This is a genomic window from Paenibacillus sp. alder61, from assembly GCF_020179875.1.
Lineage (GTDB): Bacteria > Bacillota > Bacilli > Paenibacillales > Paenibacillaceae > Fontibacillus > Fontibacillus faecis.
In genome coordinates this window covers 15,986-40,940 of sequence record NZ_JAIUDG010000007.1, presented here as the reverse complement: position 1 = coordinate 40,940, position 24,955 = coordinate 15,986, and the positions used below count along the sequence as shown (strand labels likewise).

Genomic DNA, 24,955 nt, shown 5'->3' with positions numbered 1-24,955 from the left:
ATGGTGCCAGTATATGGCGTTGAGTTAAGTTTCAACAACAGGGCAGAGGTACTAATGCTGCCCGTCAACCCTTCCGAAATCAACGTCAGTGAGTCGGGTCAAGGCAAAACGTTTGATGTGGTAGGGCTGGGCCAGATCAATGTGATCAAGGACCGGGAGTTGACGGAATACAGCTTCAGCGGCTTATTTCCGGCCCGACGGTACCGGTTTGTGAAGACGGAGAAACTATTGCACCCGGTTGAGTATATTAAGATGATCGAAAAGTGGATGGTCACCAAGCTGCCGATCCGGTTTATTTTCACCAGTGACACTTATGACATTAATACCGCCGCCAGCATCGAGTCCTTCACTTGGAAAGAGGTGGCGGGCAGCGCTGGCGACATTGAATACGACATCAAGCTAAAAAAATATGTGTTTTATGCCGCACGGAAAATCGAGCGCGAGACCAAAAACGGCGGCGCTAAAGTCCAGAAAAAGACAACCGCGGCCCGGCCAAACGAGAAGCAGCAGCCGAAAACCTATAAGATGGCTCCGGGCGACAGCCTTTGGAAGGTGGCGCAAATGAAGCTGGGGAACGGAGCGCGGTGGAAAGAGATCCAGAAGCTTAACGGCATCAAGGATGCGGACCTCAAGCGGCTGCCGGTCGGAAAGGTGTTGAAGCTGCCATGAGCTTGGCTGTGAAAATCATCAATCGCCAGGGGGGCGGTGCGGACGCCGAATGGGACATTAGTGAAATCGTGGAGGGGCTGTCCTGGAAGACATCCCGGATCGGCAAGGCGGGCAGTGTCTCGTTTAACTTGATCAAGGGCTCTCCTTTTCAAGCGTCCCATTTTACGTACAATAACGGGGATATCGTGCGGGTCCGGGTCGATGACACGAATGTATTTCATGGATACATTTTCAGCATTGACGAGGGCCGGGATGAAGCCGTTCAGATTACGGCGTATGACCAGATCCGGTATCTGATGAATACCGACACCTACGTGTTTACGGGGGTAACCGCTACCGAGGTGCTCCGGCGGATTGCGAAAGATTTTAACCTCAAGCTTGGCGATGTAGCCGATACCCGACATAAGATTCAGTTGAGCGAAGACGGACAAAAGCTGCTGGATATCATCTGCAAGGCGATTACGCTCACTTACGAAAACACCGGCCGCGATTACTGCCTGTACGACGATTTCGGTGCGTTGTGTTTGCGTGAGGTGACCGATACCGGTCTGGATCTGACTGTCGGTGACGGCCAACTGATGTATGACTATGAGGTCAAGCGCTCCATCGACAGCGACACGTACAACCAGATTAAGCTGTACAAGGATAATAAAGAGACCGGCAAACGCGAGATATACCTGGCCAAGGACAGCGTCAATATCAAGCGGTGGGGGCTGCTGCAGCTTTACCAGTCGGTGGATGAAAAAAAGAACGCGGCGCAAATCCAGGAGCTTCTAAACAACTTGTCCCTGATGAAGAACCGTGAGACCAAGTCGCTTAAGGTAAGCGCCTTGGGGGATATCCGGGTCCGGGCCGGCATTCGCGTCCGGATCGTCATCTCCGAATACGGGGTAGATCAGGCTCTGATAGTGGACGAGTGTACTCACGATTTTGACGGCGCGGCGCACACAATGACACTGGATTTGAGGGTGGTGTGAATGGCGAATTTACTGGGAACATTGAAAAAAGCCGCGACGGACGCCGTAAATGCCGGCAATCCCGCCGCGGTGATGTTCGGGGAAGTTACCAAAACAAATCCGCTGGAAGTGCTCGTGGATCAACGATTCACGCTTCCGGCGGATTTTTTGCTTCTCCCGGAGTCGCTGGTTCATTTTGAAATCCATTTGAACCACAGCCACGAGTATACCGACGACAGCGGCTCGGGCAGCGCTGCGAAACAGACCAAGCCGGCGCTGCCGGCAAAGCCGATCGTTATCCGCCGGGGTCTTGAGGCGGGGGACAAGCTGCTCCTGCTTCGGGTGCAGGGCGGACAGCAGTATGTAATTTTGGATAGGGTGGTGAGCGCGTCGTGATTCCGGAAACGGACCAGAGTCTGTTGGACGAAAGGCTGGACGAGGGGCCGCTGCCCTCCCTGACCTGGAAATTTGACCTGGCTAAAGGACGCGTCGTTGGTAAAACGGACGGCCTGGATGCCATCAAACAGGCGATTTATAAGGTTTTTCAGACAGACCGGTTTGCGTATGACATTTACTCTTCCGACTACGGCCACGAGCTCACGCTGCTGCTCGGCAGCAGTCCGGAATTTGTTCAATCCGAAGCGACCCGAATGATTACGGAGACGCTTTTAACGGATGACCGGATTGACTCGATTGAGAATGTGCGGGCCGAAATGAAAGAAGACCAAATTACCATCCGGTTTACGGTGGTGACGGTTTACGGGAGTTTTGAGCAGGAGGTGAACCGAAATGTATGAGCATATGACATTTGATTTCATATTACAGCGGATGCTCTCCCGGGTGCCGGATACGATCGACAAAAGGGAGGGCAGCGTCATTTATGACGCCTGCGCACCGGCGGCGGCCGAGCTGGCGCAAATGTATATTGAGCTGGACATTAACTATAATCTGTCCTTCGTGGACACCGCCTCCGGTGAATATTTGACCCGGAGGACCGCCGAATTCGGCGTCAATCGGGCGGGGGCGACGCCGGCCGAGCGCAAGGGGCTGTTCTACGGCGAGAGCAATGCGCCGGTGGATGTGCCGCTGGGTGGCCGATATGCGATCGGAGAGTTAACCTTTGTCGCCGAAGAGAAAATCGGCACCGGCGTGTATAAAATGGTTTGCGAGACGCCGGGGACCGTCGGCAATGGACAGTTTGGCGCACTGCTGCCGATCGACTACGTGGCGAATCTTTCCCGTGCCGAGCTGAGCGAGGTGCTTGTTCCGGGCGAGGATGAAGAACCGGACGAAGAGCTGCGGCGGCGTTTTTACGTTGCCGTCAACGAGCCCGCTTTTGGCGGCAACGTCGCCGATTACAAGCAGCGGATCAATGCCATCCCTGGCGTGGGCGCCACCAAGGTATATCCGGTGTGGCAGGGAGGGGGGACGGTCAAGTGTACGATCATCGCCGCGGACTGGACGCCGCCCTCGCCAACCCTGGTCGGTGAGGTACAAACGATCATAGATCCGGCGGGCAACACCGGCCAAGGGTATGGTCAGGCGCCGATCGACCATAAAGTCACCATTACAGGTGTGAGTGGCCATACGGTTAACATCGAGACGACGTTGACGCTTGCCCCCGGGGTGACGCCTGGGCAGGTGCAGGCCGATGTGGAGTCTGTGGTGGCATCCTATCTTTTGGAACTCCGAAAGGACTGGGCCGGTCAGAACCAATTAATCATTCGGACGGCGCAGATCGATGCCCGCATCTTGACTGTGTCGGGGATCGAGGATGTTACAGGAACGACGATTGACGGATTCCCGACCAACCTTTCGTTGGGTTCCGACGAAGTGCCGCTGCCGGGGACGGTGAAGATCCATGCCTGAGGATCGGACTTTGATCCATCTGCCGGCTTTTTACTTGGGGATCGAGGATTTTACCGAGTTGGCCGACACCGAGACCGTTGAGCTCCACCTGATGCAGGGGGCAGTCGATCAGCTCTTCGATGACCAGTTTATCGAGACGTCCGGCCTGCAAGCCGTCAAGCGACGGGAGCAGATGCTCGGGATCCAGGCGGACCCGGCGGCGGAGACGATGGATTTCCGGCGTCGCCGCCTGCTGAACCGTTACCAGACCAAGCCTCCATTTACGATCAGGTATTTGCAGCGGCAGCTCGACATGCTGGTTGGTCAGGGGATGACGATCGCGTCGGTGAATTATGCCGACCGCGTGCTGACTGTGACGGCCGGCATTGACAATGCCAATGTCTTTAAAGAGGTACACCGGACGATCGAGACGGTCAAGCCCGCTAACCTGATGTACCAGCAAAACACAGCCCTAACGGGTGCAATCGAACTCGAAGAGCACATCAGTACGCGGGAAATGAAATGGAATTATGCATTGGACGGCTCCTGGAAGCTGGGAGAAAAGCCGTTTCTCCATTATGGGACGGAGGTGCCAGTAAAATGATAGCCGAAGGCATCCTGCATGACGTTGCCGAGTATGTCAACGGCCGGGTGGCCAAAGTGGTCCTCAACGGGACCTATACGATTACGGATTTTGAGGTTAAATCGGTGACGGATAAAATACTGGTATTGAATTACATCATTCCGGTTGCAGAAATCCCCTTGGTCACCTTAATTGAACTCAAGGACGCAGCGGATACCGTTTTGAGCAGCAATGCCGTCAACATACCGATTGCGGCCGACCATTTGATGCTCCAAACCATTGAGGTAAAGGAGGGAAACTAAACGATGGCTAAAATGGATTGGAAGAATAGTGATGTAGTCAAAGCCGAGGATATGAACCAGATCGGACAGGAAATCAATCAACTGCACACCGAATGGAAGGATCGCCTGGACACCGCCGATACCGATCCGGTTACGCTCCAGCCAGGCGTTCAGATGGTCCACGCAGCTAAGGATGCGCGTTTCCGGCTGGGGGAGATTAAAGGGCGGACGTTGATTAACTTAAGCGGAAACTCAGGAGATTTTGAATTTTTAAGCGGTGTCACGGCTTGGCAATCGACCCTCACTTTGGATTCCGCGAATAAAACCAGAGGTTCGTATGGAATAAAAGTGACAGTTGGAACTGGATTTACAGTTGGCGGAGCGCGATGCCCCGACATCCCAGTTTTTGCGGGTCGTTATTATGTGATAGTCGGAGATGTGAAAAATGGGAATGCGACAAGCGTCCAACTTCAAATGCCAGGAATTGGCGGCATTGTTTCCCTTGAATATACAGACACGACTAAATTCACGACTGTGTGGAGAAAATTTTCCCCGACATCTGATATATACTCCGGACCTACAGTGTTAGTTAATGGATTGGCAGGGACATATGCCTATGCTGATGAAGTGCGCGTCTATGAGATTTCAGCGGCCGAATATGCTGCTCTTGACAATATGACTTCCGAACAAGTCGCCGAAAAATATCCGTTCGTTCCATCCGGTATCGTTGGTGTAGAGAATCCATATGTGATCGGTACGTCGGATAATCTGCTGCCGCCGTTTTATGAGTGGACAATTTTTTCCCATGCTTCGGTGGTGTCCCCATATGTATACAAGCAAGTTTACACAGACGGTAATTGGAGTTATGGGGAGATAGAGGTCGTTCCAAACACCGATTATTACTTATCATTTAATAGCCCCAACGGAGTAAAAATCGGTGTATTTCAAGCGGGGGATTCTGGAACAGTTATTGCCTGGCACTCGTCCGACCCCTTCTCGTTTAACTCTGGAAATAACTCTCGTATCAGAATTGTTATTGCCGGAGATATCGCAGGAACTGTAGAAAACCCGATGCTGGTTTTGGGAACCACACCAGAACCGTTTAAAGCGCGCCGGGACACGATGCTCGCCCTGCAAACGGAGTTAAACGCGAACCCGATCGATGGCAGTAATCCTGACGTATTGTTTAAGAAAGATGGGCAATATTTCAAGCTGGCGAAATGGAAAAAAGTCGTATTGGACGGGTTGCTTCCGTGGGAGTACCATACCGCCGATTCCGGGTATAAGGTAGTCAGGATTTCCGGGGGGAGGATATCGGGATTTACCGACAGTTCCCCTAATAATAAATTCGTAACCAAATATAACGGGGCTAGGTTGCCATGGATAAGCGAAAGCGGGGACGAAGGAGCTTTCTGGAATGACTTGAATTTTAATGGAGGGTCTTTCCTAGTCGCCGTTCTTAATAAAGATAGCGGATGGGGCGAACTATCGAAAACGGAAACCTTTAGCGGTGACGGGGCGAAGAAGGCATTCACGCTTACGCCGCCAAACGGGTTGGCGCTTATGCCGTCTACTTTTTCCGTATCAGTCAACGGATCGCCGACAACAGCTTATACGTACACCAGTCACGTCCTGACGTTTACCACGGCACCAGTAGCCGGAACGGATAACGTCGTTATAACTTACAACTCAGCGTATGTGCCGACGACGGACGAGATTAAGGCGTATTTTATGGGCTGGAAGATGTTTTGGCTTGGAAAGCCCACAAATGTACCGTATGTAGGTGCAGAGCCTAAAGGGTGGGCTAAATTAACGGATACAAATATCCAAACTCAGGATTATAAGACGTCCGTACCCACTGACACTTTTTCAGGGTTTACGCCGTACCAACTCCTCTACCGTCTCGCCAAAGATACCGTCGAGCCCATCGTTTCTGAAGGATGCCTGACGCTGACCGAAGGCGACAACTTGGTTGAAATCGGTACGGGGATTGTGCTGCGAGAAGGTTTTAAATTTGTAAGCAATGGTTCGGGATTCCAAACCTTCAACTCTATGGTGAGTGGAGCGCAACAGGCTAAGTATAAGGTTTTAACTTTTTATGCTCTTTACGAGAATGAAGCCCGGAAGAACGGATACACAACGGTAGTTAGGACGAGTAACAACGGGACAACTTTAGACCTACCGGACACGCTTTTTAATCCAGCATCATCGTACTCCTCGACATATTTCAAACTTGACAAATCGCCGATCCAGCCGATCAGCGGCACATTGGCTGTGAATGAAAAGGCGCAGATCAGCGACCTAACCGCAGGCGTGACCGAGGCTTTGCAGCGCGTTTCCGTGGTCGAGCAGAAGAAGGCGGACGAGGATGCTACGGGCTGGATTACGCCGACTTTGCTTAATGGCGCGACCCCTTATGGACCGTACACCCCACAATATATGAAAAAAGACGGTTGGGTGTACCTACGGGGCGAAGCCGTCCTCACAGCTTTAAGTGTTCCCGTATTTAGGTTGCCGGAAGGGTACCGACCGGATCGACGCCCACGTTTTATAGGATACTCGTTCAGTAACCAAGTAGTGCCTGGGGAAATTATAGTTACGGAAACTGGGGAAGTTACAATCCTTTCTGGAGGATTGTCCGCCGTGTCTTTCGACGGAGTTTCGTTTCTAGCGAAGTAGAAAAGGAGTGATCAATTTGAAAGCAGTACCTAAAGTAAATACCGATGGACTCTTTATAGAGGACACGCTTGTGGACGATGCCTTTACGGGCGTTGTCCCTTTTTATATCATTCCGGACACGGAAGACACAGATAAAACACCGGAACCCATCCTCGCCGGATACACGGTTGGGATCCCGGTAACTCCGGGCCTGTACAATCCCCGTTTCAACTTGGAAGCGTGGGAGGCGTACCAGGACGAATTGTCCGCAGCGGAGGAAGCATATAAGGTAGCCTATAACGAATGGTCCGTGCAGTCGGAGGACGAGCGCGGAGAGCCCCCGGTATATGTGGCGCCAGAGCAGCCGCAGTTATGGGGCGAAGGATTGACGCCGGAGAAGATCGAGGAGTTGACCAGATCAAATCCACAGAACCCAAGCTCGACCGATTTGCTGGGGGCAGAGTTAACGTCAATGAAGCTGCAAAATATCCAGCAGCAACAAACAATCAGCGCTTTGGGCGCGGAATTGGCTGCGGTGAAACTCGACGTTATTAAATTGAGGGGAGTTGAACAAGCTTGAAATTTTGGACACTCGCTTTTGAAAATAATTGGATTACGGCAGAGGCGCTAAAAGGTGCGGTTAAGACTGAACTAAATCCATTTGGGGAGATCACGCCAGAAGAGTATAAGAGGATCACAGGAGATGAATATACGGCACTATATGCAGACAAAACCGTTCAGTAATGCTTCTGGGCATTAAAGTAGGTAAAAATAAATGAGGCAAGCATAATATCCCCATTTTGCCGTTTGTAGCGCTTGATAGAGATCCTTAATAAAGCAGGAGGGAGTTGGCAGCCCCCTCCACACAATTTTCTTCAAAGGGCTATGTAGCCTGAAAGTACACTTTCCCTCAGCTTCCCGGCTTTTCCCTCACCTATCCCATCGATGCAACGAACGATAGACATTGACCAGCTCATTTAGCGAATCCGACCGATCATATTCATCGAACTGATCTACAAATAATTCGAACCGGATGGCTCCGTTCACCCGTAGAGAATGGGTTTGATTTTACGCCAGTTCGGAACGGACTCCACCAGACTTCTTTAAAATATTGGTCATAAAAATACCCTTTGGCTAACCCCATAGCTTCCGTAATAAGGTCTAGCTGCTCTATACTCAAGGTTCGGTTTCCGTTTAAAATGTAACTAAGGGGTCCGACATTAACGCCCGTCTGTTTCGCAAATTGACATTTTTAATTGCTGGTCAATTTTTCAAGATCGCTATAGTAAGGCAAAGCCTACGAGAGGAGCGGGGTAGTTTGAACGAGCAGCGCAAAGACGAAATCGGCCGCAAATTTATTTTCAGTCCGCAGGTAGCCGAGGAGGAATATGAAGCCCTGGAGATCCAGGAGCTGATTTTTTTGATTCATTCCGCCAAGTATTTTAAGGTGGAGGAGGTTTTTCCCAACGTTTATCTGGATGAGCGGATTAAGGAGTTTCACAACGCGCTTCTGAAGAAGATCAAGGAAGCCGAAACGTTATACATAGCTTACGAAAAAAACACCAACTCCCCCTATCTCGACGCCGATGACCGGGTTTGGATGTTCTCCCAGGAAGCGTATGCGGCGAATGCGCAGGATTATTTTATGCAGCAACTGCTGATGCTGGATATGCGGAAACTGAACCATGGGGATATTTTGCCCAAGTTAGCGGAATTGCACACGCTCGGTCTTCCCAAAATTCTAATGGACAACGGACAGTACCATGTCGAGTTGGAACGCGACGCTTTGCTGCCGCCGCCGGATTGGAGCGGGGTGCCGGAGATCAATATCCCCGTGAGTAATCCCGGGCTGCAGCGGGCGATGATCCGATTTTTTCAAGCGATGTCCACCCCGGACCCTGACCACGATAGAAAAAGATCGCACCTTCAGGCCCTGGAGGCCGAAATGCTGGAGCAACTGATTCAGGCCAGGTATTTGCTGCCCATGCAGTTGATCGAGCCAAACCCGTCACCGCCGGATGAATACGGCCAAAAGACAATTGGCGCCGGTGCGACCCTTCAGTTTGGGGTACTTGGGGGCGAAGGCGATACGACCTGGCTGCCGGCCTTTACGGATTGGGCCGAGTTCGAAAAGGTGTACGATAAAGAGGTTTGGAGCAGCAATGTCGCGGGCTATGAGGACCTGCTGGCACTGTCGGAAACCATGAGCGGCATTGTGATTAACTGCCAAGGGATTCCGCTTCGGATCGACGAGAATAACAAAAGATTGATCGAAGCTTTTAGAAATGATCAGAACGGTTCATCGTGATTCGTCAAAGGGTATAACACCATAAGAACCCGATGCCCGGCATCGGATAAATAACGGTCACAAGCGAACAATAGTAAAAACGTTTCGCAGTCATGTAATGCGATAACCACGCAAAGGAGACACGATGAACGAACATAAATCGAATCAAGAAACCGGTTGGAATTTCGATAATAGTTACGCTCGGCTGCCCGAGGTTTTTTATTCCAAGGTGGATCCCACGCCGGTTCCCTCGCCGAAGCTGGTCATTCTGAATGAATCGCTGGCATCCTCCCTGGGCCTGGACAGCGAAGCTCTGCAAAGCGAGCGGGAGGTCGCGGCCATGGCGGGCAACCGGTTGCCCGAGGGTTCGGAACCGCTGGCTCAAGCCTATGCGGGGCACCAGTTCGGGTATTTCACCAAGCTGGGGGACGGGCGGGCGATTCTGCTGGGCGAACAGATCACGCCGCAGGGCAAGCGGTTCGATATCCAGTTGAAGGGGCCGGGAAGAACTCCCTATTCCCGGCAAGGAGACGGGCGGGCGGCGCTCGGACCGATGCTGCGCGAGTACATCATCAGCGAAGCCATGCACGCGCTGGGCATCCCGACGACCCGCAGCCTGGCGGTCGTGACAACGGGCCAAACCGTGCACCGGGAAACCGGACTGCCCGGGGCGGTCTTGACCCGCGTGGCCGCAAGCCATCTTCGGGTGGGTACCTTTCAATACGCGGCCCACTGGGGCGAGACGGAAGAGCTTCGGGCGCTGGCCGATTATACTTGGGACCGGCATTTTTCGGAAGCGGATCCGGGCGATAACCGCTATCTCTCCCTGCTCCGGGAGGTAATCGAGCGGCAGGCGTCTCTCATTGCCAAGTGGCAGCTCGTCGGCTTTATCCACGGCGTCATGAACACGGACAATATGGCGCTTAGCGGCGAGACGATCGACTACGGGCCCTGCGCGTTCATGGACATTTATGACCCCGCCACCGTGTTCAGCTCCATTGATACGCACGGCCGCTACGCCTACGGGAATCAGCCGGAAATCGGCGCCTGGAACCTAACGCGGCTTGCCGAGGCCCTGTTGCCGCTGCTGCACGAGGACGAAGAGCAGGCGCTCAAACTGGCGGAAACCGCATTGGGTGCGTTTGCCGAGCGGTTCCATCACCATTGGGTCGGCGGCATGAGAGCCAAGCTGGGGCTGTTTAACGAAGAGCCGGAGGATGTGCCTTTAATAAAGCGGCTGCTGAGTCTGATGTACAAGGCACGTGCCGATTATACCAACACCTTCCGCGCGCTGAGCCTGGACCGGCCGGTGGAGGCCGACCTTGAGAACGCCGATGAATTTGCGGCTTGGCGGGAGGGCTGGCAAGCGAGACGAGGCCGGCAGGAGGAGAGCATCGAGGCCTCCCAAGAACTCATGCGCCGCAGCAATCCGTCTGTGATTCCCCGCAATCACCGGGTGGAGGAAGCGCTGGAAGCGGCCGTGGAACGCGGGGATACGAGCGTGATGCAGCGGCTGCTGGCTGTTCTCGCGAAGCCTTACGACTACGAGTCCGAGCAGGAGGAGTACTGCAGCCTGCCGGACCCTTCCGGTAGGCCATATCGGACCTATTGCGGCACGTAAACGGGGACAAAAGGAAAACAAGGATCGGAGGATCGGATCATGCCGATCCTTTTCTTGTTTTTCGATCCAAAGAGGATGGTCCGAGATTGGGGTTAGACGGAACGGCTTAAACTGAACGACAGTGGGGACGTTGTTTTGAACGAAAGAGCGCTCGGGCTCGGGATGCCTCCGACTATCTATGTCCGGCAGACTTCCCGCTGAACATATCTTTTTGCGAGGGCAAAGGGTGGTCAGTTGTGCTAATAACTTTTTACGCTCGGCGCGATAAAAGTGACGGTTTACGCATTGAAAATGATACGGGTGGGATGTGGGCAACCGGTGGGCGGAGGACCAGCTTGGAGAAATTACATAAATTCAACCGGAACGAGCAGAATTAGACCGGGAAGAATTAATAATCCGTCTTGGTCACCGCCTTGCAAAAGATGATAGAATAAGAAACATCATCTCCTGGAGTTGGAGAATACAAGCTAACATGAAGACAGGTGAACGCATTATGGAAAAAGACCCCGTATACCGGGATCGTTTGATCGATAATTGGCTGAGGTTAACACAGATCCAGGCGAGTATCGCCAACCGTTTGGAGTCGGCTTTGCAGGAGAAGCATCAGCTGTCCCTTAAGGAATTTTACTTGCTGATGTTCTTGTCCGAAGCCAAGGAGCAAAAATTAAAGCTGCAGCAACTGGAAGAGCTCGTTGGTTTGAGTCAGAGCGCCATTTCCAGGCTGGTCAGCCGGTTTGAAGCCAAAGGCTGCGGAGCGCTGAGAAGAAACATCTGTGAAGACGATCGCAGAGCCGTGTACACCTGTTTAACGCCGATCGGCGCCGAGAAGCTGGAGAAGGCCATGCCCACTTTTAAGGCTGCCCTGGCGGAAGCTTTCGCGGGTGAGGAATTTCAAAGGATGATCCTTTGCTTTCTCCCGGAAAACTAGTTCCCCTTCAAAGGCAATCTTGATAACATAGAATTCCTGCAAATCTGCATGTTTTTTTCTTGTTCGGAACAAAAAATAGTGAATTCCTGCAAATCTGCAGGAATTTTTAACGAAACCGGCTCCTAGCCCAAAAATCGCTTGAAATACCTGCAGATTTGCATCTTTTTGGAGTTGGAAGGGGTGGAAAATGCGTTAGGCGCCTGGAATGCCGTGGCCGTGGGCTAAATCCGATTGGATGTCTGTGGACGTGGGACTGCGTGCTTAACTAGCTATCTTATCGGGTACTCCGCTCTAAAACAGCGAATTCTCGTTTTCTCCTCCTGCGGTGTCTGATGAGGCACTAGCGCCAACTCCGGGCTGTGCGGAAGGATTAGCCTAGGTGCGAGCTTGACGGAATACTTTTCAACGTGGTAATTTATATGCATGCGCATGCAATTTATTGATTTGCATCATTCGTTCGTTTCATGGATATTCTGGATATAGATCAAAAAGGAGTGGTACTTACGATGGACCATCTGTTCAGTCCCTACAAGCTTAAATCCCTGGAGTTAAAAAACCGCGTCGTCATGCCGCCGATGTGTCAATATTCCGTCGAGAAAAAAGACGGTGTCGCGAACGACTGGCATTACACGCATTATGTCAACAGAGCCGTCGGCGGAACCGGATTAGTGATCATTGAGATGACGGACGTGGAGCCGGACGGCCGCATTTCCGACTATGATTTGGGTTTGTGGTCGGACGATCAGATCCCGGCCTTGGCGCGCATCGTGGAAGCTTGCCATCAGCACGGCGCGAAGGTGGGCATTCAAATCGCCCACGCGGGGCGGAAGGCGGAAGATGCTCAGGTTCCTGTGGCGCCTTCGGCGATTCCTTTTGACGAGAAGTCCAAGACGCCAAGAGCCTTGACTACCGAAGAAGTGAAGGACATGGTGGAAAAATTCCGCCTGGCCGTACGCCGGGCCGTTCAGGCTGGCTTCGATACGATCGAGCTGCACGGCGCACACGGTTACCTGATTCATCAATTTCATTCCCCGCTCACGAATCAAAGAACGGATGAATATGGCAAGGACTTGACCCGATTCGGCCGCGAGGTCATTGAAGCCGCCAAGAGCGAGATGCCTGCGGACATGCCGCTGATTATGCGGATTTCGGCTCAGGAGTATGTGGAGGGCGGATACGGCATTAAAGAAAGCCTTGAGTTCTCCAAAGTCTATCGTGAAGCCGGTGTTGATATGTTCCATATCAGCGCCGGGGGAGAGGGGCCGATTGCGGCTTGGGGCAGACCGGGGACCCACGCGGCCTATCAGGTTCCTTTGGCCAGAGAAATCAAGCATACGCTGGACATCCCGGTGATCGCGGTGGGCCGGCTGGATGAGCCAGCCTTGGCCAATGCCGTCATTGGCCAAGGCGATGCGGATCTGGTGGCTGTCGGAAGAGGCATGCTGCGCAACCCTTATTGGACACTGGAAGCGGCGGTGCGGCTCGGCAAAGAAACCCAGGTGCCGAAGCAGTATTTGAGCGGATTCCCAAGAGTATAAGCAAGTATGAAACGGAAGCGAAGCCTTAGCGAATGCCAAGGCTTCGCTTTTTTCGCGGTAAGGCGGGTATTTCCAAAAAAATAGGATTGACAACTAGGCGGCATAGAAAATATATTAGGTACATATGAGATCGATAATCATTATCATTTAGGCGGTCACAGACATTAGAAAATCAATCGACACCGAAGGAGACGAATATGAAAAACAAGCTACTACCCTTAATCTCACTCATCCTGCTGCTGGCCCTCAGCGCTTGCGGCGGCAACTCGGCCAATTCGGGACAGGGCGCGTCCCCGGAGAACGGAAGCACTTCGGCGCCAAAGGCTGAGGCGGCGGAGCCGTCCGGAACCGGAACGGTCACTTACGCCTCGGAAAAAGGACCTGTGGAAGTTCCCGCGAACCCGACCCGAATCGTGGCGTTGACGAATGCGCCGAACGTTCTTTCGCTTGGGGGAACCTTGGTCGGCGTCGATGAATGGACGATGAAGAACCCGCTATTTACGGAGAAACTGGCGGGGGTCGACGTGGTGTCGGACGATGACCTGGAACAGATCATGGCCCTGAATCCGGACTTGATCATCACCGGTACGCATATGAAGAATCTGGACCAGTTGGAGAAGATCGCGCCGACGGTAGCTTATACTTGGGGCAAGCTGGACTATTTGGCACAGCAGGTGGAGATCGGGAAGCTCTTGAACAAGGAGAAGGAAGCGCAGGCCTGGGTCGACGACTTCAAGAAGCGGGCCGAAGAAGCCGGACGGGAAATCAAAGCCAAGCATGGGGAAAATGTTACGGTGACGGTATTTGAAACGGACGCGAAGAACTTCTATGTGTTCGGGAACAATTGGGCGCGCGGGACCGAAATTTTGTACCAGGCTATGGGCTTGAGCATGCCGGAAAAAGTGAAAAAGGATGCCTTGGGGCCCGGCTACTACACGCTGTCTCAAGAGGTGATTCCGGAATATGCCGGCGATTTTGTCGTTTTGAGCCGCAGAGCCGCGGACGACAATTCGTTTATGAAGACGGAGATGTGGAAGAACATTCCGGCCGTGAAAAACAAGCAAGTCATCGAAATCGATATGAACGCCTCGACGTACAGCGATCCGATAACGCTGGATTATCTGCTGGATATTTTCAAGAAGGGTTTCCTTGGTGAATCGAAATAATGCAACAACCGAAAGCCTGCTTCCGCCATAATGGGAGCAGGCTTTCAGATTTCCGTGGGAACTCGGCGTACATCCTTAAAAGCGAACATAGTAACGCTTCCCCCGGCTCTTCCTCTTTCCCCGGCTTACGGTAACGGAGAGCAGGGCGTCGATAGGAGAAAGCCGAGGATCCCCGCCAAGGGAGCGGAGCCTTCTTGTATTGCTCCAAGTTACCAGGTTCCGGTAGTTTTTTTGGCTGAAGATTCTTAGCCGGATTCGCTGCTTGTAAATTCGCCCTTTGTTTTTGATGATGAGGCAGAAGCCTACTTGCAAAGGGGCCCGGCAGAGGGCACGGAAATGTTTGGGGGCAGTGCTGCGCTTAGGTTCGGATCGGGAGGGGCTTCGATGTGGAACGTCGGCTTCGTTCCCTTTCTTCCGCCGATGGAGTTCGAGGGGAACCCAAAGACCCTCCGAGGGCCTTAACACAATAACGGAGCTGTCCGTGAGCGCTTCATGTCTCCTCGTCATACTTCAATCTGAGCCGTGGCCTTGACCCGGTAAGTCCCTGGCTGTAAATCGCCAAAAAGATATAGTCCTGCCGCGTTCGTTTGCGTGATTTGGACAATGGTCTCCACACCGCCGTTCAGCGCGTACAGGGCCACCAGCGCGCCGGATACGGGGGAACCGGTCGCTTGATCGGTGATGATGCCGGACAAGGTTCCCGTGTTGGCATTCGGATCGACGGTCAGGTTGATGTCCAAGGGGGCGAATTGATTGCCTGTAATGGTAACCGGGGCACTCTGATTGGACAGATATCCCAGGACGGTAGCTTGAACGAAATAGGTGGCGCTTGGCAGGTTGGCGAATAAATATTGCCCGGTTGAATTGGAAGCGACCGTTCCGATCAGGGTATTTGTGGCTCCATCGACCCTGAACAGGTTGATGGCGGCATTATTCACGGGCTGATTGTTCGTGGCATTTCTGACAATACCAAACACGGCTCCGGTTGTGGCTGCCGGATCAACCTGCAGCGTGATGGTGACCTGGGTGGGCTGACCTTGGGTGACGCTAAGCGGAATCCGCGGAGGCGTAAGAAACCCCGTCTCTGCGGCGGTAATTAAATAAGCGCCGACGGGAACATTCGGAATGACAAACAACCCCTGCGGATTGGTGCTCACATGCTGGACCGGAACGCTTTGCGAGGTAAACAACTGGACGGTAGCCGAGGGGACGGGAGTGCCGTTGGCGAGTCGTACCGAACCTTGAACCACACCTACGGATGCATTGGGAGCGGCCTGAAGCGCCAGGTTTACGCTCTCATCTTCATTGCCATTCAATGTAAACGGGGGGCTGGGTTGCAAAATATATTTATCGGTAATGGGCATGTCGCTGACCTCCTTACATACATACAGTCATTGTATGCCTCGGCGTCCAGAATCGAGTGGACGAATGCGACGATTACCGGGTTGGGCTCACCCAATTGGCGAAGAGTACTATTGCCAACTTTTGTTTAATATAAGCAGAGAAGACGGTCATCCCAAATAATTAGATGGAGTGAAAAGACATGTCGAATCCGCAAGCAGCCTCAGCACAACAAGAAGCGATTGAAACGGTTAGAGACCTGATCAAAGGGATCGATACGGCAATGCTAACCACCAGGACGGAGGAAGGCCTGGTCTCCCGCCCGATGAAGACCCAGGAGGTCGAGTTTGACGGCGATCTGTGGTTTTTGACTATGAGGGATACGAACAAATATCGCGAATTGCTTCAAGATTCCATGGTAAATGTGGCTTACGTGGGGCAATCCTACGTATCGATTCGGGGGCGGGCCGAATTGGTGGACGATCGCGGGAAAATCAAGGAGTTCTGGAACGCCGCTTACGGCGAATTGCTGGATACGACCAGCGACGATCCGAATCTTGTTTTGATCAAGATCCGGGCCGAAACCGCCGAATATTGGGAAACTGGCAGCAAAATCAAAATGGTAAAGCGCCTGTTTTCCAAACTGACCGGAACCGAGTCCGAGATGGAGCTGAATAAGACGGTCGATTTGGACGGCGTATGAATCCAAATTATGAATGAGCCGGACCGGGAAAACCACTTCTTCTTTCAGAAGTGGTTTTTGTCGGCTGCATTTGGATCAATCGCCTTTCGTGGCCTCGTGCCCGTCCTCTCTTTAATAAGCATCGGGCGGGTGAATAAGGGCCTTTTGCGGCGCTATTTTGTCGAATTCGTCCCTTCGGTGAGAAATAGCGGTCATTTGGGACCTTATTTTAGGGAAAGGTGGGCCGAAATCTGATTTTTGGACCCGAACCAGTGAAATAAGGCCTTTTTTAGCCGCTAATTTTCACTAAAACGCAAATCGGGCCGGAATAACGGCCCAAAAGGCCGCTAATGCAGCGGACGGCCAAGGAATTGCGGGCCGCCCGAATCGAGCCCGTCGAAAAAGGAGCCTTTCTTTTGAGCCCCCTTCCCGAAATTGGAGGAGCCCCGGCTTTATTTGTGAAGTCGGGTGGTTCTGCCTTCGTCGGAATTGGCTTATTCCTCCGTGGTGAAGTGGGAGGCCGGGAGCCCTTCCCGGTTCACCAAATTGGCGTCCGCCGGATTATTGCACCAGGCGTACCGGGCATGAACCGGCACCGGAATCGCCTCGTGCCTCACTACAACGGTGCTGGCGGATATCTCCGCCTGCGCCGGGACATAAACGCCATCGGCCCCGCATCGATTCGTGGCCGAGCTCCGCCCAGGAACCGGGCACCGTTTGCGGATGGTCCATTTTTCCCCAGATGTTAACTTTGGCGCCCCGCTGAAGAACTATCCCTTCGCTCAGGATCCTCGATTGAATCATGGATATCCGCCTTTCCGACGTATTCTCGTGTATCTCCTATTCTCATTTCGCTCCAGGGGAGTCAATTTCTCCCGGATGAGGATAAGCCGGAAAAAAGGACCGTTCGCGGGAACGGTCCGGGAAAGATTCAGTACACATCTTTGGCATAGCGTTTGTTTCGTCTCATATCCGTTATATAGGCGTCCGCGGCGGCGTCATCCAGTCCGCCATGGACCCGGATCACGGTCCGGAGGGCGGCATCGACCTCCTTGGCCATGCTGCCGGCGTCTCCGCAGACATAGAAGCGGGCGCCTTCCTGCAGCCAGCCCCAGAGCTCGGCGCCTTGCTCAAGCAGGCGGTGCTGGACATAGATTTTGTCGGCCTGATCGCGGGAAAACGCCGTATCGAGGCGCTGCAGCAACCCGTCTTGCTTAAAAGCTTCAAGCTCCTCCCGGAAGTAGAAATCGCACGCCTCCCGCTGTTCTCCGAAGATCAGCCAGTTCCGGCCCGGTGCTCCGGCCGCCCGCCTTTCCTGCAGGAAGCCGCGGAAAGGCGCGATACCGGTACCCGAGCCGACCATGATCATCGGGGTACGGGGGTCCTCCGGGAGATGAAAGTGGCGGTTTTTGTGGATAAAAACCGGGATATCCATGCCGGGCTTAACGAGGTCGGCCAAAAAGGTGGAGCAGACCCCTTTGCGAACCTGCCCCCGATGCTCATACCGCAGTGTGGAGACCGTAATATGCACCTCTTCCGGATGCGGCTTCGGGCTGGAGGCGATGGAATAAAGCCGGGGCTGCAAAGGCTTGAGCAGTCCGGCTAGCTCCGCCGGGGTAAGAGAGACGGGGAACTCCTCCAGCACATCGATTAACCGGCGGCCCCACTGCCAGGCCTGGAATTCCTCCCGGCGGCTCTCTTGCAGCAGATCCCGCAAGACTTCAGCCCGTGTGCGCTCCTGAATAAACCGGATCATTTCCTTGTGGATCCGGGCAATCTCATAGTGGCGCCGCAATGCCTCGGCTAGCGGGAGCGTGCCTTGACCCTTGACGTGCACCGGGGCCAAAGGATCGAGCTTCAATGTACCGAGGAGCCGTTCGACCAGCTCGGGGTCATTGGCGGGCCAAACGCCCAGCGCGTCGCCGGCCTCGTACGCCAGCCCGGTACCGCGGAGATCGAAGGCGTAGTGGCGGGTTTCTTTTTCGGAGCCGGGCCGGTTCAGGAGCCGGTTAAAAAGAAGCCGCGCAGGCACCGGCCGATCCCGCCCGGATTTGCCCGCCTCCCGCCCCTCCGGTCGGGGAGCGACGGCCGTGGCCGCCGCGGGGCCGAGGCCGGATCGGGCGGGGGAGGCGACGGCAGGGGAAGCGGGAGGGGCGATGGTAGGCGCGGCGGCAGAAGCTTCGCCAGGAGCCCCGACAGGAGCCTCAGCAGGGGCGGATACCTCTGCTGAGACATGAGCGTCCGAGGCTGCGGCATGGCCAAGAGTCCCGCCTTCATGGCTTAACCGTTCCGCGACCGCATCGGCCCAGGCCTCGACCTGTTCATGGTAATCGGTGTCGCAGCGCGTACAGCCGAGCAGCCGTCGGCCCCCCAATTGCGCCAGGCGGTCGTCCAGGAACTGCCCAAAGCCGCAGAACCGCGCAAAGCTGGAATCCCCGAACGCGAGCACGGCGTACTGCAGATCAGGCATGGAGGGGGCATTCTCGCCCTTCAAGGCGCGAAAAAAGCCCTCCCCATTGTCCGGCGGCTCCCCATCCCCAAACGTGCTGGCAATGAACAGGACAAACCGTTCGCCGGTTAATTCGGCCGCCGGATACTCGTCCATGCCGGCGAGCCTGACGGGATGGCCGGCCTTTTTTAGCCGCTGGGCGCAGCGCAGGGCGGCGCTCTCCGCGTTCCCGGTCTGGGACGCCCAGAGTATGGTGACGGGCGGGAGTTGGACCGTCGCCATTGCCGCCGTCGTCTCCGCCCCTGTCGTCGTCGCCCCTGTCGTCGCCGTCCCCGCCTGCACACCCGCCTCCGGCGCGGGTGCAGGCAGAGACGCGCGGGAGAACATGCCCGCCAGCAGCCCGTCGACCCAGTAACGCTTGGCCGGCGGAAGCGGCGCGGTTGGCGGGAGCACGGGTACGGCGGTCCCCGCCCGGGGCTCCTCGCTCCGCAGGCTGGTCAGAAAGCCGGCCAAATAAGCCTGCTCGTACGGGTCGAGCGTCAGCGAGGTCATTGGCTGGGACAGGCCCAGCACCTGGGTGAGCGTATTCAACTGCTCCGGTTGCAATTGCTGTGTCATCGGCTCGGCCTCCTTCCGATAGGGTTGATGATTTGCAGGCGCCGCCTTAACTGCCTGGCATGATTCGGCAGCCTTCTCCAGCGCGACGGCGCAGTATTTCAGCTCGGGCTGCAGGGAGAGGGGATCCACCGCATCGATGGTGAGCTCGTTAACGGCAAGATCGGGGCCGAACAGGTCGTTCCAGTGAAACGGGGCGAAGCAGGTTCCCTCACGCACCCGGTCGGTCACGACGGCAGGCAGGACCGCGTGTCCCCGCCGGGATCTCAGGTTCACCCGGTCCCCATCCCGGATGTCCAGCCGCGCCGCGTCGGCGGGGTGAACCTCAAGGAACGGCCCGGGGTTCAGCTTCACCAGCTTGGGGATTTTCCCCGTCTTGGTCAACGTGTGCCATTGATGCTGCACCCGGCCCGAATTCAGCACATACGGGTATTCCTCATCGGGAAGTTCCGCTGGGGGCAGATAGGGCCGCGCCCAAAACACGGCCTTTCCATCCGCGGTGGGAAAAAGGATCCGCGGTTCGCCGGGGGACTGGCGCTGATGCGGGCCGGGGCCGTCAGCCGACTTGGCTGTCCCCGCCGACCCAGCCGCCCCCAATTCCGTCCGCCCGTTCAGGTAGCGGATCGGGCTCCGGCGGCTGTCCTCGCCCGGCGCGCTTGGCCACTGCACGGGCGCTTCCCGCAGCCGATCGTAGGTGGCCCCCCGCAGGTCGTAGCCCGTTTTCGGGTTCCACGCCCGCTGGATTTCCCGGTATACCTCCTCCGAGGAGGCGTAGGTGAAGGCGTCGGCGTAACCCATCTCGCAAGCGACCCTGGCGATGATTTGCCAGTCCGGGAGAGCTTCTCCGGGCGGGTCGACCGCCTTTTGCATCAAGGTCAGATTCCGCTCGGAGTTGACCATCACCCCTTCGCCTTCGGCCCACAGCGCCCCGGGCAGCAGGATGTCCGCGTACCGGTTGGTTTCGGTCTCCCAAAAAGCGTCCTGCGCAATGACCAGTTCGGCCGCTTCAAGGCCGGCGATTACGATTTTGCGGTTGGGGACGGAGGCGACCGGATTGGTGCAAATGATCCAGCAGGCTTTGATCTCGCCCGATGCCATGCTTTCGAACATGGACACCGTGCCGCCGCCGGCTTCGGTGCGAAGCGTTCCGGGAGGGATCTTCCACAGATCCTCCATAAACCGGCGGTCCGCCTCGTCCAGCAAGGAACGTTGGCCGGGCAATCCCGGCCCCATATAGCCCATCTCCCGGCCGCCCATGGCATTGGGCTGGCCGGTGAGGGAGAAGGGGCCGCCTCCCGGTCGGCAGATGGCGCCGGTAGCGAGATGCAGATTGCAGATCGCGTTCGTATGCCAGGTGCCGTGCGTGCTTTGGTTGAGGCCCATGGTCCAGCAGGTCATCCACTCGCGCGATTCGCCGATCCAGTCCGCCGCGGTGCGGATATCCGCTTCGGGAATGCCCGTGATTTCCGCCACCCTGGCGGGCGAATAATCCTCCAGGAATTCCGGGATCTGCTCAAAACCGGTCGTATACCTGGATATAAAGTCCGGGTCCGTGTGACCGTTTCTGACGAGCAGATGCAGCAACCCGTTCAGCAGAGCCAGGTCGGTCCCGGGGCGAATCGGCAAATAAAGCTGCGCCTTGTCCGCGGTCGCCGTCCGCCGGGGATCGACGACGATCAAACGGGCGCCCGCTTTGACCCGGTCTATCAGGCGCAGGAACAGGATCGGGTGGCAGTCGGCCATATTGGCCCCGATGACGAAGAACAGATCCGCCTGATCGATATCTTGGTAAGATCCCGGCGGTCCGTCCGCCCCCAGCGAGAGCTTGTAGCCGCTCCCCGCGCTCGCCATGCAAAGGCGGGAGTTCGATTCGATGTGCCGGGTCCGGACGAAGCCTTTGGCCAGTTTGTTGATCAAATACTGTGCCTCCAGCGACATTTGCCCCGACACGTAGAAGGAGAGGGCATCGGGGCCGTGCCGTTCCAGCAGGCCGCGGAGCCGCCGGGCGGTCTCGCGGATGGCCGCATCCATCCCCGTCTTTACGGGGGCGGCGTCCCGGGAAGGGCGCAGGTAGGCCCGCTCCATCCGGCCGGATTCCGTCAGCGCCCCCGCGGAGGTGGCGCCTTTGGTGCAGAGTCGGCCGAAGTTGGCGGGATGCTCCCGGTCGCCGGTGACTTTGACGACACGGCCGCCGGATACTTCCAGCACCATGCCGCATCCGACCCCGCAGTAGGGGCACACGCTTTTGACTTGCTTCACGTTCATCCGATTTCACCTCCCGTGGATCGTGGGTTGGATTGAGATAAGCGACTTGTGCCCCGGCAGATAAGCTTTTCGGACGGGGGATAAGGGCCTTTTACGCCGCTATTTTGTCGAATTTGGCTTGGTGAGGCGAAATAGCGGCTGTTTGAGGCTTTATTTTTGGAAAAAACGGCCCAAACCCTAATTTCGGTGCCCGCAACAGGGAAATAGGGCCTTTTTTGACCGCTATTATCCCCGTTGGGCCAAATCGGGCCGAAATAACGGCCCAAAAGGCGACTATGTTCAGCGGGCGGCGGAAAGGAAATTGCAGGACGCCGGCCTTGACTTGGAATGACTTCTGTGCCCGCCTGGCAAGCCTAGAACTGGACGCCGGACTCCGTCTTGGCCCAGGTCTTTTTCCAGGACCGGGTTACCGCGTAAAAAACGAGCGTCGTGAGCAGCACGATCGAGCCGACGACCAAAAACCCGGCTACCTGGGAGCCCGTCGACTGCTTCAGCGGACCGAGGACGTACGTCGGGAGCAGATAGCCGCCCAGTCCCCCGGCGGCGCCGACGATGCCGGTGATCACCCCGATTTCGCCGGAGAACCGCTGCGGAATAATCTGAAATACCGAGCCGTTCCCCATGCCGAGGCAGGCCATCATAATGCTGGTGTAGATCAGCATGACCACAAAAGAATCCGGCATGGTGGCGATGGCAAAGGCGCTGGCGGCAATGACGCTGTAGAGTACGAGCAGAAGCCGCATGCCGCCGATTTTGTCGGCGATCCATCCGCCCAAGGGCCGGAAGAAGCTGCCGGCGATCACGGTGATGGTAACGAGGTAGCCGACCTGGATTTTGGTCAGGCCGCCGGAATGGACGTTGTCGCCATAAACGTCGTAAAAGAAAATGCTCGCGTAATTGGCGAAGCCGACGAACCCGCCGAAGGTAATCGCGTAGAAGATCGAGAACCACCAGGTGTCGGGATATTTAAAGACGCCGAGATAACTCTTGAGCGGCTTGGGGGCCGGGCGGCCCGGCGCGTCTTTCGCCATAAGGGTGTAGGCGATCATCACGGCCACCAGCGGGATCAACGCGAAGCCGAATACGCTGTGCCAGCCGTAAGCCTCGGCGATCTGCGGCCCGAAAAAGGTCGCGAGCGCCGTGCCGCTGTTACCGGCGCCCGCGATGCCCATCGCGAGCCCCTGGTATTGCGGCGGATACCAGCGGCTGGCCAAGGACAGCGATACGGCGAAGCTGGCTCCGGCGAAGCCGAGCAGAAAGCCGATCATCTGCATCTCCAGCAGGCTGCCGCCGCCGAGCCAGCCCCAGACCAGGGGAATCAGGGTCAGGGACATGCCGATCAGGCCGGCCTTTTTGCTGCCGATGCGGTCCGCCAGGATGCCCATTGGAATGCGGAAGATCGAGCCGCCCAGGATGGGGATGGCGACCATCGCCGCCTTTTGCGTATCCGATAGGCCAAAATCTTTGGTGATGAAAAGCGCCAGCGCGCCGCACAGCACCCAAATCATGAAGCTGACATCAAAGTACAAAAATGAAGAAAGTAAACTCGGGAAATGCCCGGCCTTGCGAAAGCTTTTTGCATCCATGGCGAATATCCTCCTTTATCGAGCTTGGAAACCGATACGATACATGTGACTTGGTATGTTTTTACTCAAATTGTCAAGTTAATTCACATCTCCTCCTCGGACCAGGTATTCAAAGGCAAAAAGGGACCGACACCCGAAACCCGCATCTTCAGAAAGATGCGAATATCGTTTATCGGCCCCATTGCCATGTGCAGCCACGCCATTGTGACTGACTTTGCATATTTAATTGTAAGGATGAAGGGGGTCTACCCAAGCACAGTCACTGTGGCGGGTAGACCTGGAAGTCTGATAAGGTCAATATAAGTTCAAACGGATTAAATGTCAATAATTATGACATATAAATTTTGAATTATATCGAAACGGGTTTGTTCAGTCGATGTTACTGCAAATTAATGTTATATTATCTAGCATAAAGAGGGGACGACGATTCTACTCCGTTTTGGCCGCTCAACATCAAGTTATCCCAATTACACCCCAATTTACATAAACTCGAAAAAGTACCGCATCACATGCAGAAATACCGGCGAGGTGTAGGTGAGGCTGTCTACCAGGCTGAGGTAGCTTTTTCTAAGAGCATGGGATTTATCGTCGTCGCCGATCAGCAGATCCCGTTTGAGCACGGAGATGGTCAGGCTGCCGAAGAAGCCGCTCAGACTAATCAGCATCCCGAAAAAGAGACTGGTCTTCAAAGTCAACGGCGTCAGGTAAGGGTGGATCAAAAAGGAAACCGCAGTGGTGACGACAAACGCGCAGGCGAAGCCCTCCCAGGTCAGATTGGGGTTCGCGGTCGGGACGACCTTTCTTTTGCCGAAATACATGGAGGCCAGGTAATGAATAATATCGTTGAGTTGGGTCAAAACGACAAGGAACAGTACCAAACCCGCTCCATACTCGGGTGTGGCGTACCGGAAGTAGGCCAGGTGGCTGAGGCCGAACACCATCAGCATGAGGCCCCATTGCACGCGGCTGACGCTGCGCACGAAACCGACGGTCCCCTTGTTGATCAGGCGCGGGAGCGGAAGGAAGAGGAAGACGTATACCGGTATAAACACGATAAACATTCCGTACCAACCGATGAAGATCCAGTAGAATTGCACCGGAATCGACAGATACGCCCACAGAAAAATCCGGCGGTCGGCTTTTCTGGACCGGATCATGGAGAAGTATTCTTTTAGCGCAAAAAAGGCCAGCACCATCAGCGACAGCAGCGAAACGACCGCATTGAACTGGGTGGCCAGGCACAGCACCAGGAATATGCCCCACCAGTCCCGGAGGCGGAGGCCGATGGCCTCATAATCCGCCTGCCCCGGGCGGCGCTTGGACTGCACGTAGTAAATGACATGTATGGCGGTTAATACCGTAAAAATCACTATTAGCGTAATCAGCGAGCTGTTCATCAAATCCATTCCTCCTTGCCCTGTGGGGGCTCGGGATTCCTTATGAGGGATCCTATGTTATTATGAAGGAATAGTTCAAACTTGA

21 protein-coding genes are annotated in these 24,955 nt (G+C 55.2%); 16 read left to right on the top strand and 5 right to left on the bottom strand.

The features are described 5' to 3' along the window. From LBW89_RS08830 to LBW89_RS08760, 15 genes are all read left to right on the top strand, one after another. A complete protein-coding gene (locus LBW89_RS08830; RefSeq protein ID WP_148453687.1) occupies positions 1-669 on the top strand; it encodes a LysM peptidoglycan-binding domain-containing protein in 669 nt (222 codons plus the stop codon). After that, positions 666-1,646 (top strand): hypothetical protein, encoded by a 981-nt coding sequence (locus LBW89_RS08825; RefSeq protein ID WP_148453685.1) that lies wholly within the window; start codon positions 666-668, stop codon positions 1,644-1,646. The genes LBW89_RS08830 and LBW89_RS08825 overlap by 4 nt, the downstream gene beginning before the upstream one ends. Next, positions 1,647-2,021: a DUF2577 domain-containing protein gene (locus tag LBW89_RS08820; protein WP_148453683.1), complete on the top strand. Its 375-nt coding sequence runs from the start codon at positions 1,647-1,649 to the stop codon at positions 2,019-2,021. Next, entirely contained in the window at positions 2,018-2,422 is a 405-nt protein-coding gene (locus LBW89_RS08815; RefSeq protein WP_225038993.1) for a DUF2634 domain-containing protein, read from the top strand. Before LBW89_RS08820 ends, LBW89_RS08815 begins: the two co-directional genes overlap by 4 nt. Continuing rightward, positions 2,415-3,494, top strand: coding sequence for a baseplate J/gp47 family protein (locus LBW89_RS08810; protein ID WP_225038992.1), 1,080 nt, complete (start codon positions 2,415-2,417; stop codon positions 3,492-3,494). The genes LBW89_RS08815 and LBW89_RS08810 overlap by 8 nt, the downstream gene beginning before the upstream one ends. Then, the gene (locus LBW89_RS08805; RefSeq protein WP_225038991.1) at positions 3,487-4,077 is read left to right on the top strand and encodes a putative phage tail protein; all 591 of its coding nucleotides are present in this window, start codon (positions 3,487-3,489) and stop codon (positions 4,075-4,077) included. The genes LBW89_RS08810 and LBW89_RS08805 overlap by 8 nt, the downstream gene beginning before the upstream one ends. After that, a complete protein-coding gene (locus tag LBW89_RS08800; RefSeq protein WP_225038990.1) occupies positions 4,074-4,358 on the top strand; it encodes a ketopantoate hydroxymethyltransferase in 285 nt (94 codons plus the stop codon). The genes LBW89_RS08805 and LBW89_RS08800 overlap by 4 nt, the downstream gene beginning before the upstream one ends. Positions 4,359-4,361: 3 nt before the next feature. Continuing rightward, entirely contained in the window at positions 4,362-7,016 is a 2,655-nt protein-coding gene (locus LBW89_RS08795) for a hypothetical protein (protein WP_225038989.1), read from the top strand. Between the two features lie 16 nt (positions 7,017-7,032). Continuing rightward, positions 7,033-7,575, top strand: a complete 543-nt coding sequence (locus tag LBW89_RS08790) for a hypothetical protein (protein WP_225038988.1) — start codon at positions 7,033-7,035, stop codon at positions 7,573-7,575. Next, positions 7,572-7,739: an XkdX family protein gene (locus LBW89_RS08785; RefSeq protein WP_225038987.1), complete on the top strand. Its 168-nt coding sequence runs from the start codon at positions 7,572-7,574 to the stop codon at positions 7,737-7,739. The genes LBW89_RS08790 and LBW89_RS08785 overlap by 4 nt, the downstream gene beginning before the upstream one ends. Positions 7,740-8,313: 574 nt before the next feature. Next, positions 8,314-9,303, top strand: coding sequence for an SseB family protein (locus LBW89_RS08780; protein ID WP_225038986.1), 990 nt, complete (start codon positions 8,314-8,316; stop codon positions 9,301-9,303). Between the two features lie 124 nt (positions 9,304-9,427). Then, positions 9,428-10,903 (top strand): protein adenylyltransferase SelO, encoded by a 1,476-nt coding sequence (locus LBW89_RS08775; RefSeq protein ID WP_225038985.1) that lies wholly within the window; start codon positions 9,428-9,430, stop codon positions 10,901-10,903. A gap of 472 nt (positions 10,904-11,375) precedes the next feature. Beyond that, complete coding sequence (locus tag LBW89_RS08770; protein ID WP_225038984.1) at positions 11,376-11,831, top strand: MarR family winged helix-turn-helix transcriptional regulator; 456 nt, start codon at positions 11,376-11,378, stop codon at positions 11,829-11,831. Between the two features lie 506 nt (positions 11,832-12,337). Next, a complete protein-coding gene (locus tag LBW89_RS08765; RefSeq protein ID WP_148453655.1) occupies positions 12,338-13,369 on the top strand; it encodes an NADH:flavin oxidoreductase/NADH oxidase in 1,032 nt (343 codons plus the stop codon). Positions 13,370-13,566: 197 nt separating this feature from the next. Continuing rightward, positions 13,567-14,535: an iron-hydroxamate ABC transporter substrate-binding protein gene (locus tag LBW89_RS08760; RefSeq protein ID WP_148453653.1), complete on the top strand. Its 969-nt coding sequence runs from the start codon at positions 13,567-13,569 to the stop codon at positions 14,533-14,535. A gap of 503 nt (positions 14,536-15,038) precedes the next feature. On the opposite strand, the gene LBW89_RS08755 is transcribed toward LBW89_RS08760, so the two are convergent. Next, positions 15,039-15,899: a collagen binding domain-containing protein gene (locus tag LBW89_RS08755; RefSeq protein WP_225038983.1), complete on the bottom strand. Its 861-nt coding sequence runs from the start codon at positions 15,897-15,899 to the stop codon at positions 15,039-15,041. Positions 15,900-16,078: 179 nt separating this feature from the next. Here LBW89_RS08755 and LBW89_RS08750 point away from each other — a divergent pair, with 179 nt between their 5' ends. Then, complete coding sequence (locus LBW89_RS08750) at positions 16,079-16,579, top strand: pyridoxamine 5'-phosphate oxidase family protein (protein WP_225038982.1); 501 nt, start codon at positions 16,079-16,081, stop codon at positions 16,577-16,579. Between the two features lie 540 nt (positions 16,580-17,119). On the opposite strand, the gene LBW89_RS08745 is transcribed toward LBW89_RS08750, so the two are convergent. From LBW89_RS08745 to LBW89_RS08730, 4 genes are all read right to left on the bottom strand, one after another. Continuing rightward, positions 17,120-17,362, bottom strand: a complete 243-nt coding sequence (locus tag LBW89_RS08745) for a hypothetical protein (protein ID WP_170287104.1) — start codon at positions 17,360-17,362, stop codon at positions 17,120-17,122. A gap of 127 nt (positions 17,363-17,489) precedes the next feature. After that, positions 17,490-21,887 carry a bifunctional nitrate reductase/sulfite reductase flavoprotein subunit alpha gene (locus LBW89_RS08740; protein ID WP_225038981.1) on the bottom strand — a complete coding sequence of 1,466 codons (4,398 nt, stop codon included), beginning with the start codon at positions 21,885-21,887 and terminating at the stop codon, positions 17,490-17,492. Between the two features lie 353 nt (positions 21,888-22,240). Then, on the bottom strand, positions 22,241-23,473 hold the full coding sequence (locus LBW89_RS08735; protein WP_148453644.1) for an MFS transporter: 1,233 nt from the start codon (positions 23,471-23,473) through the stop codon (positions 22,241-22,243). 479 nt (positions 23,474-23,952) lie between these two features. Beyond that, positions 23,953-24,870: a phosphatidate cytidylyltransferase gene (locus LBW89_RS08730; RefSeq protein WP_148453642.1), complete on the bottom strand. Its 918-nt coding sequence runs from the start codon at positions 24,868-24,870 to the stop codon at positions 23,953-23,955. Positions 24,871-24,955 lie beyond the last annotated feature (85 nt).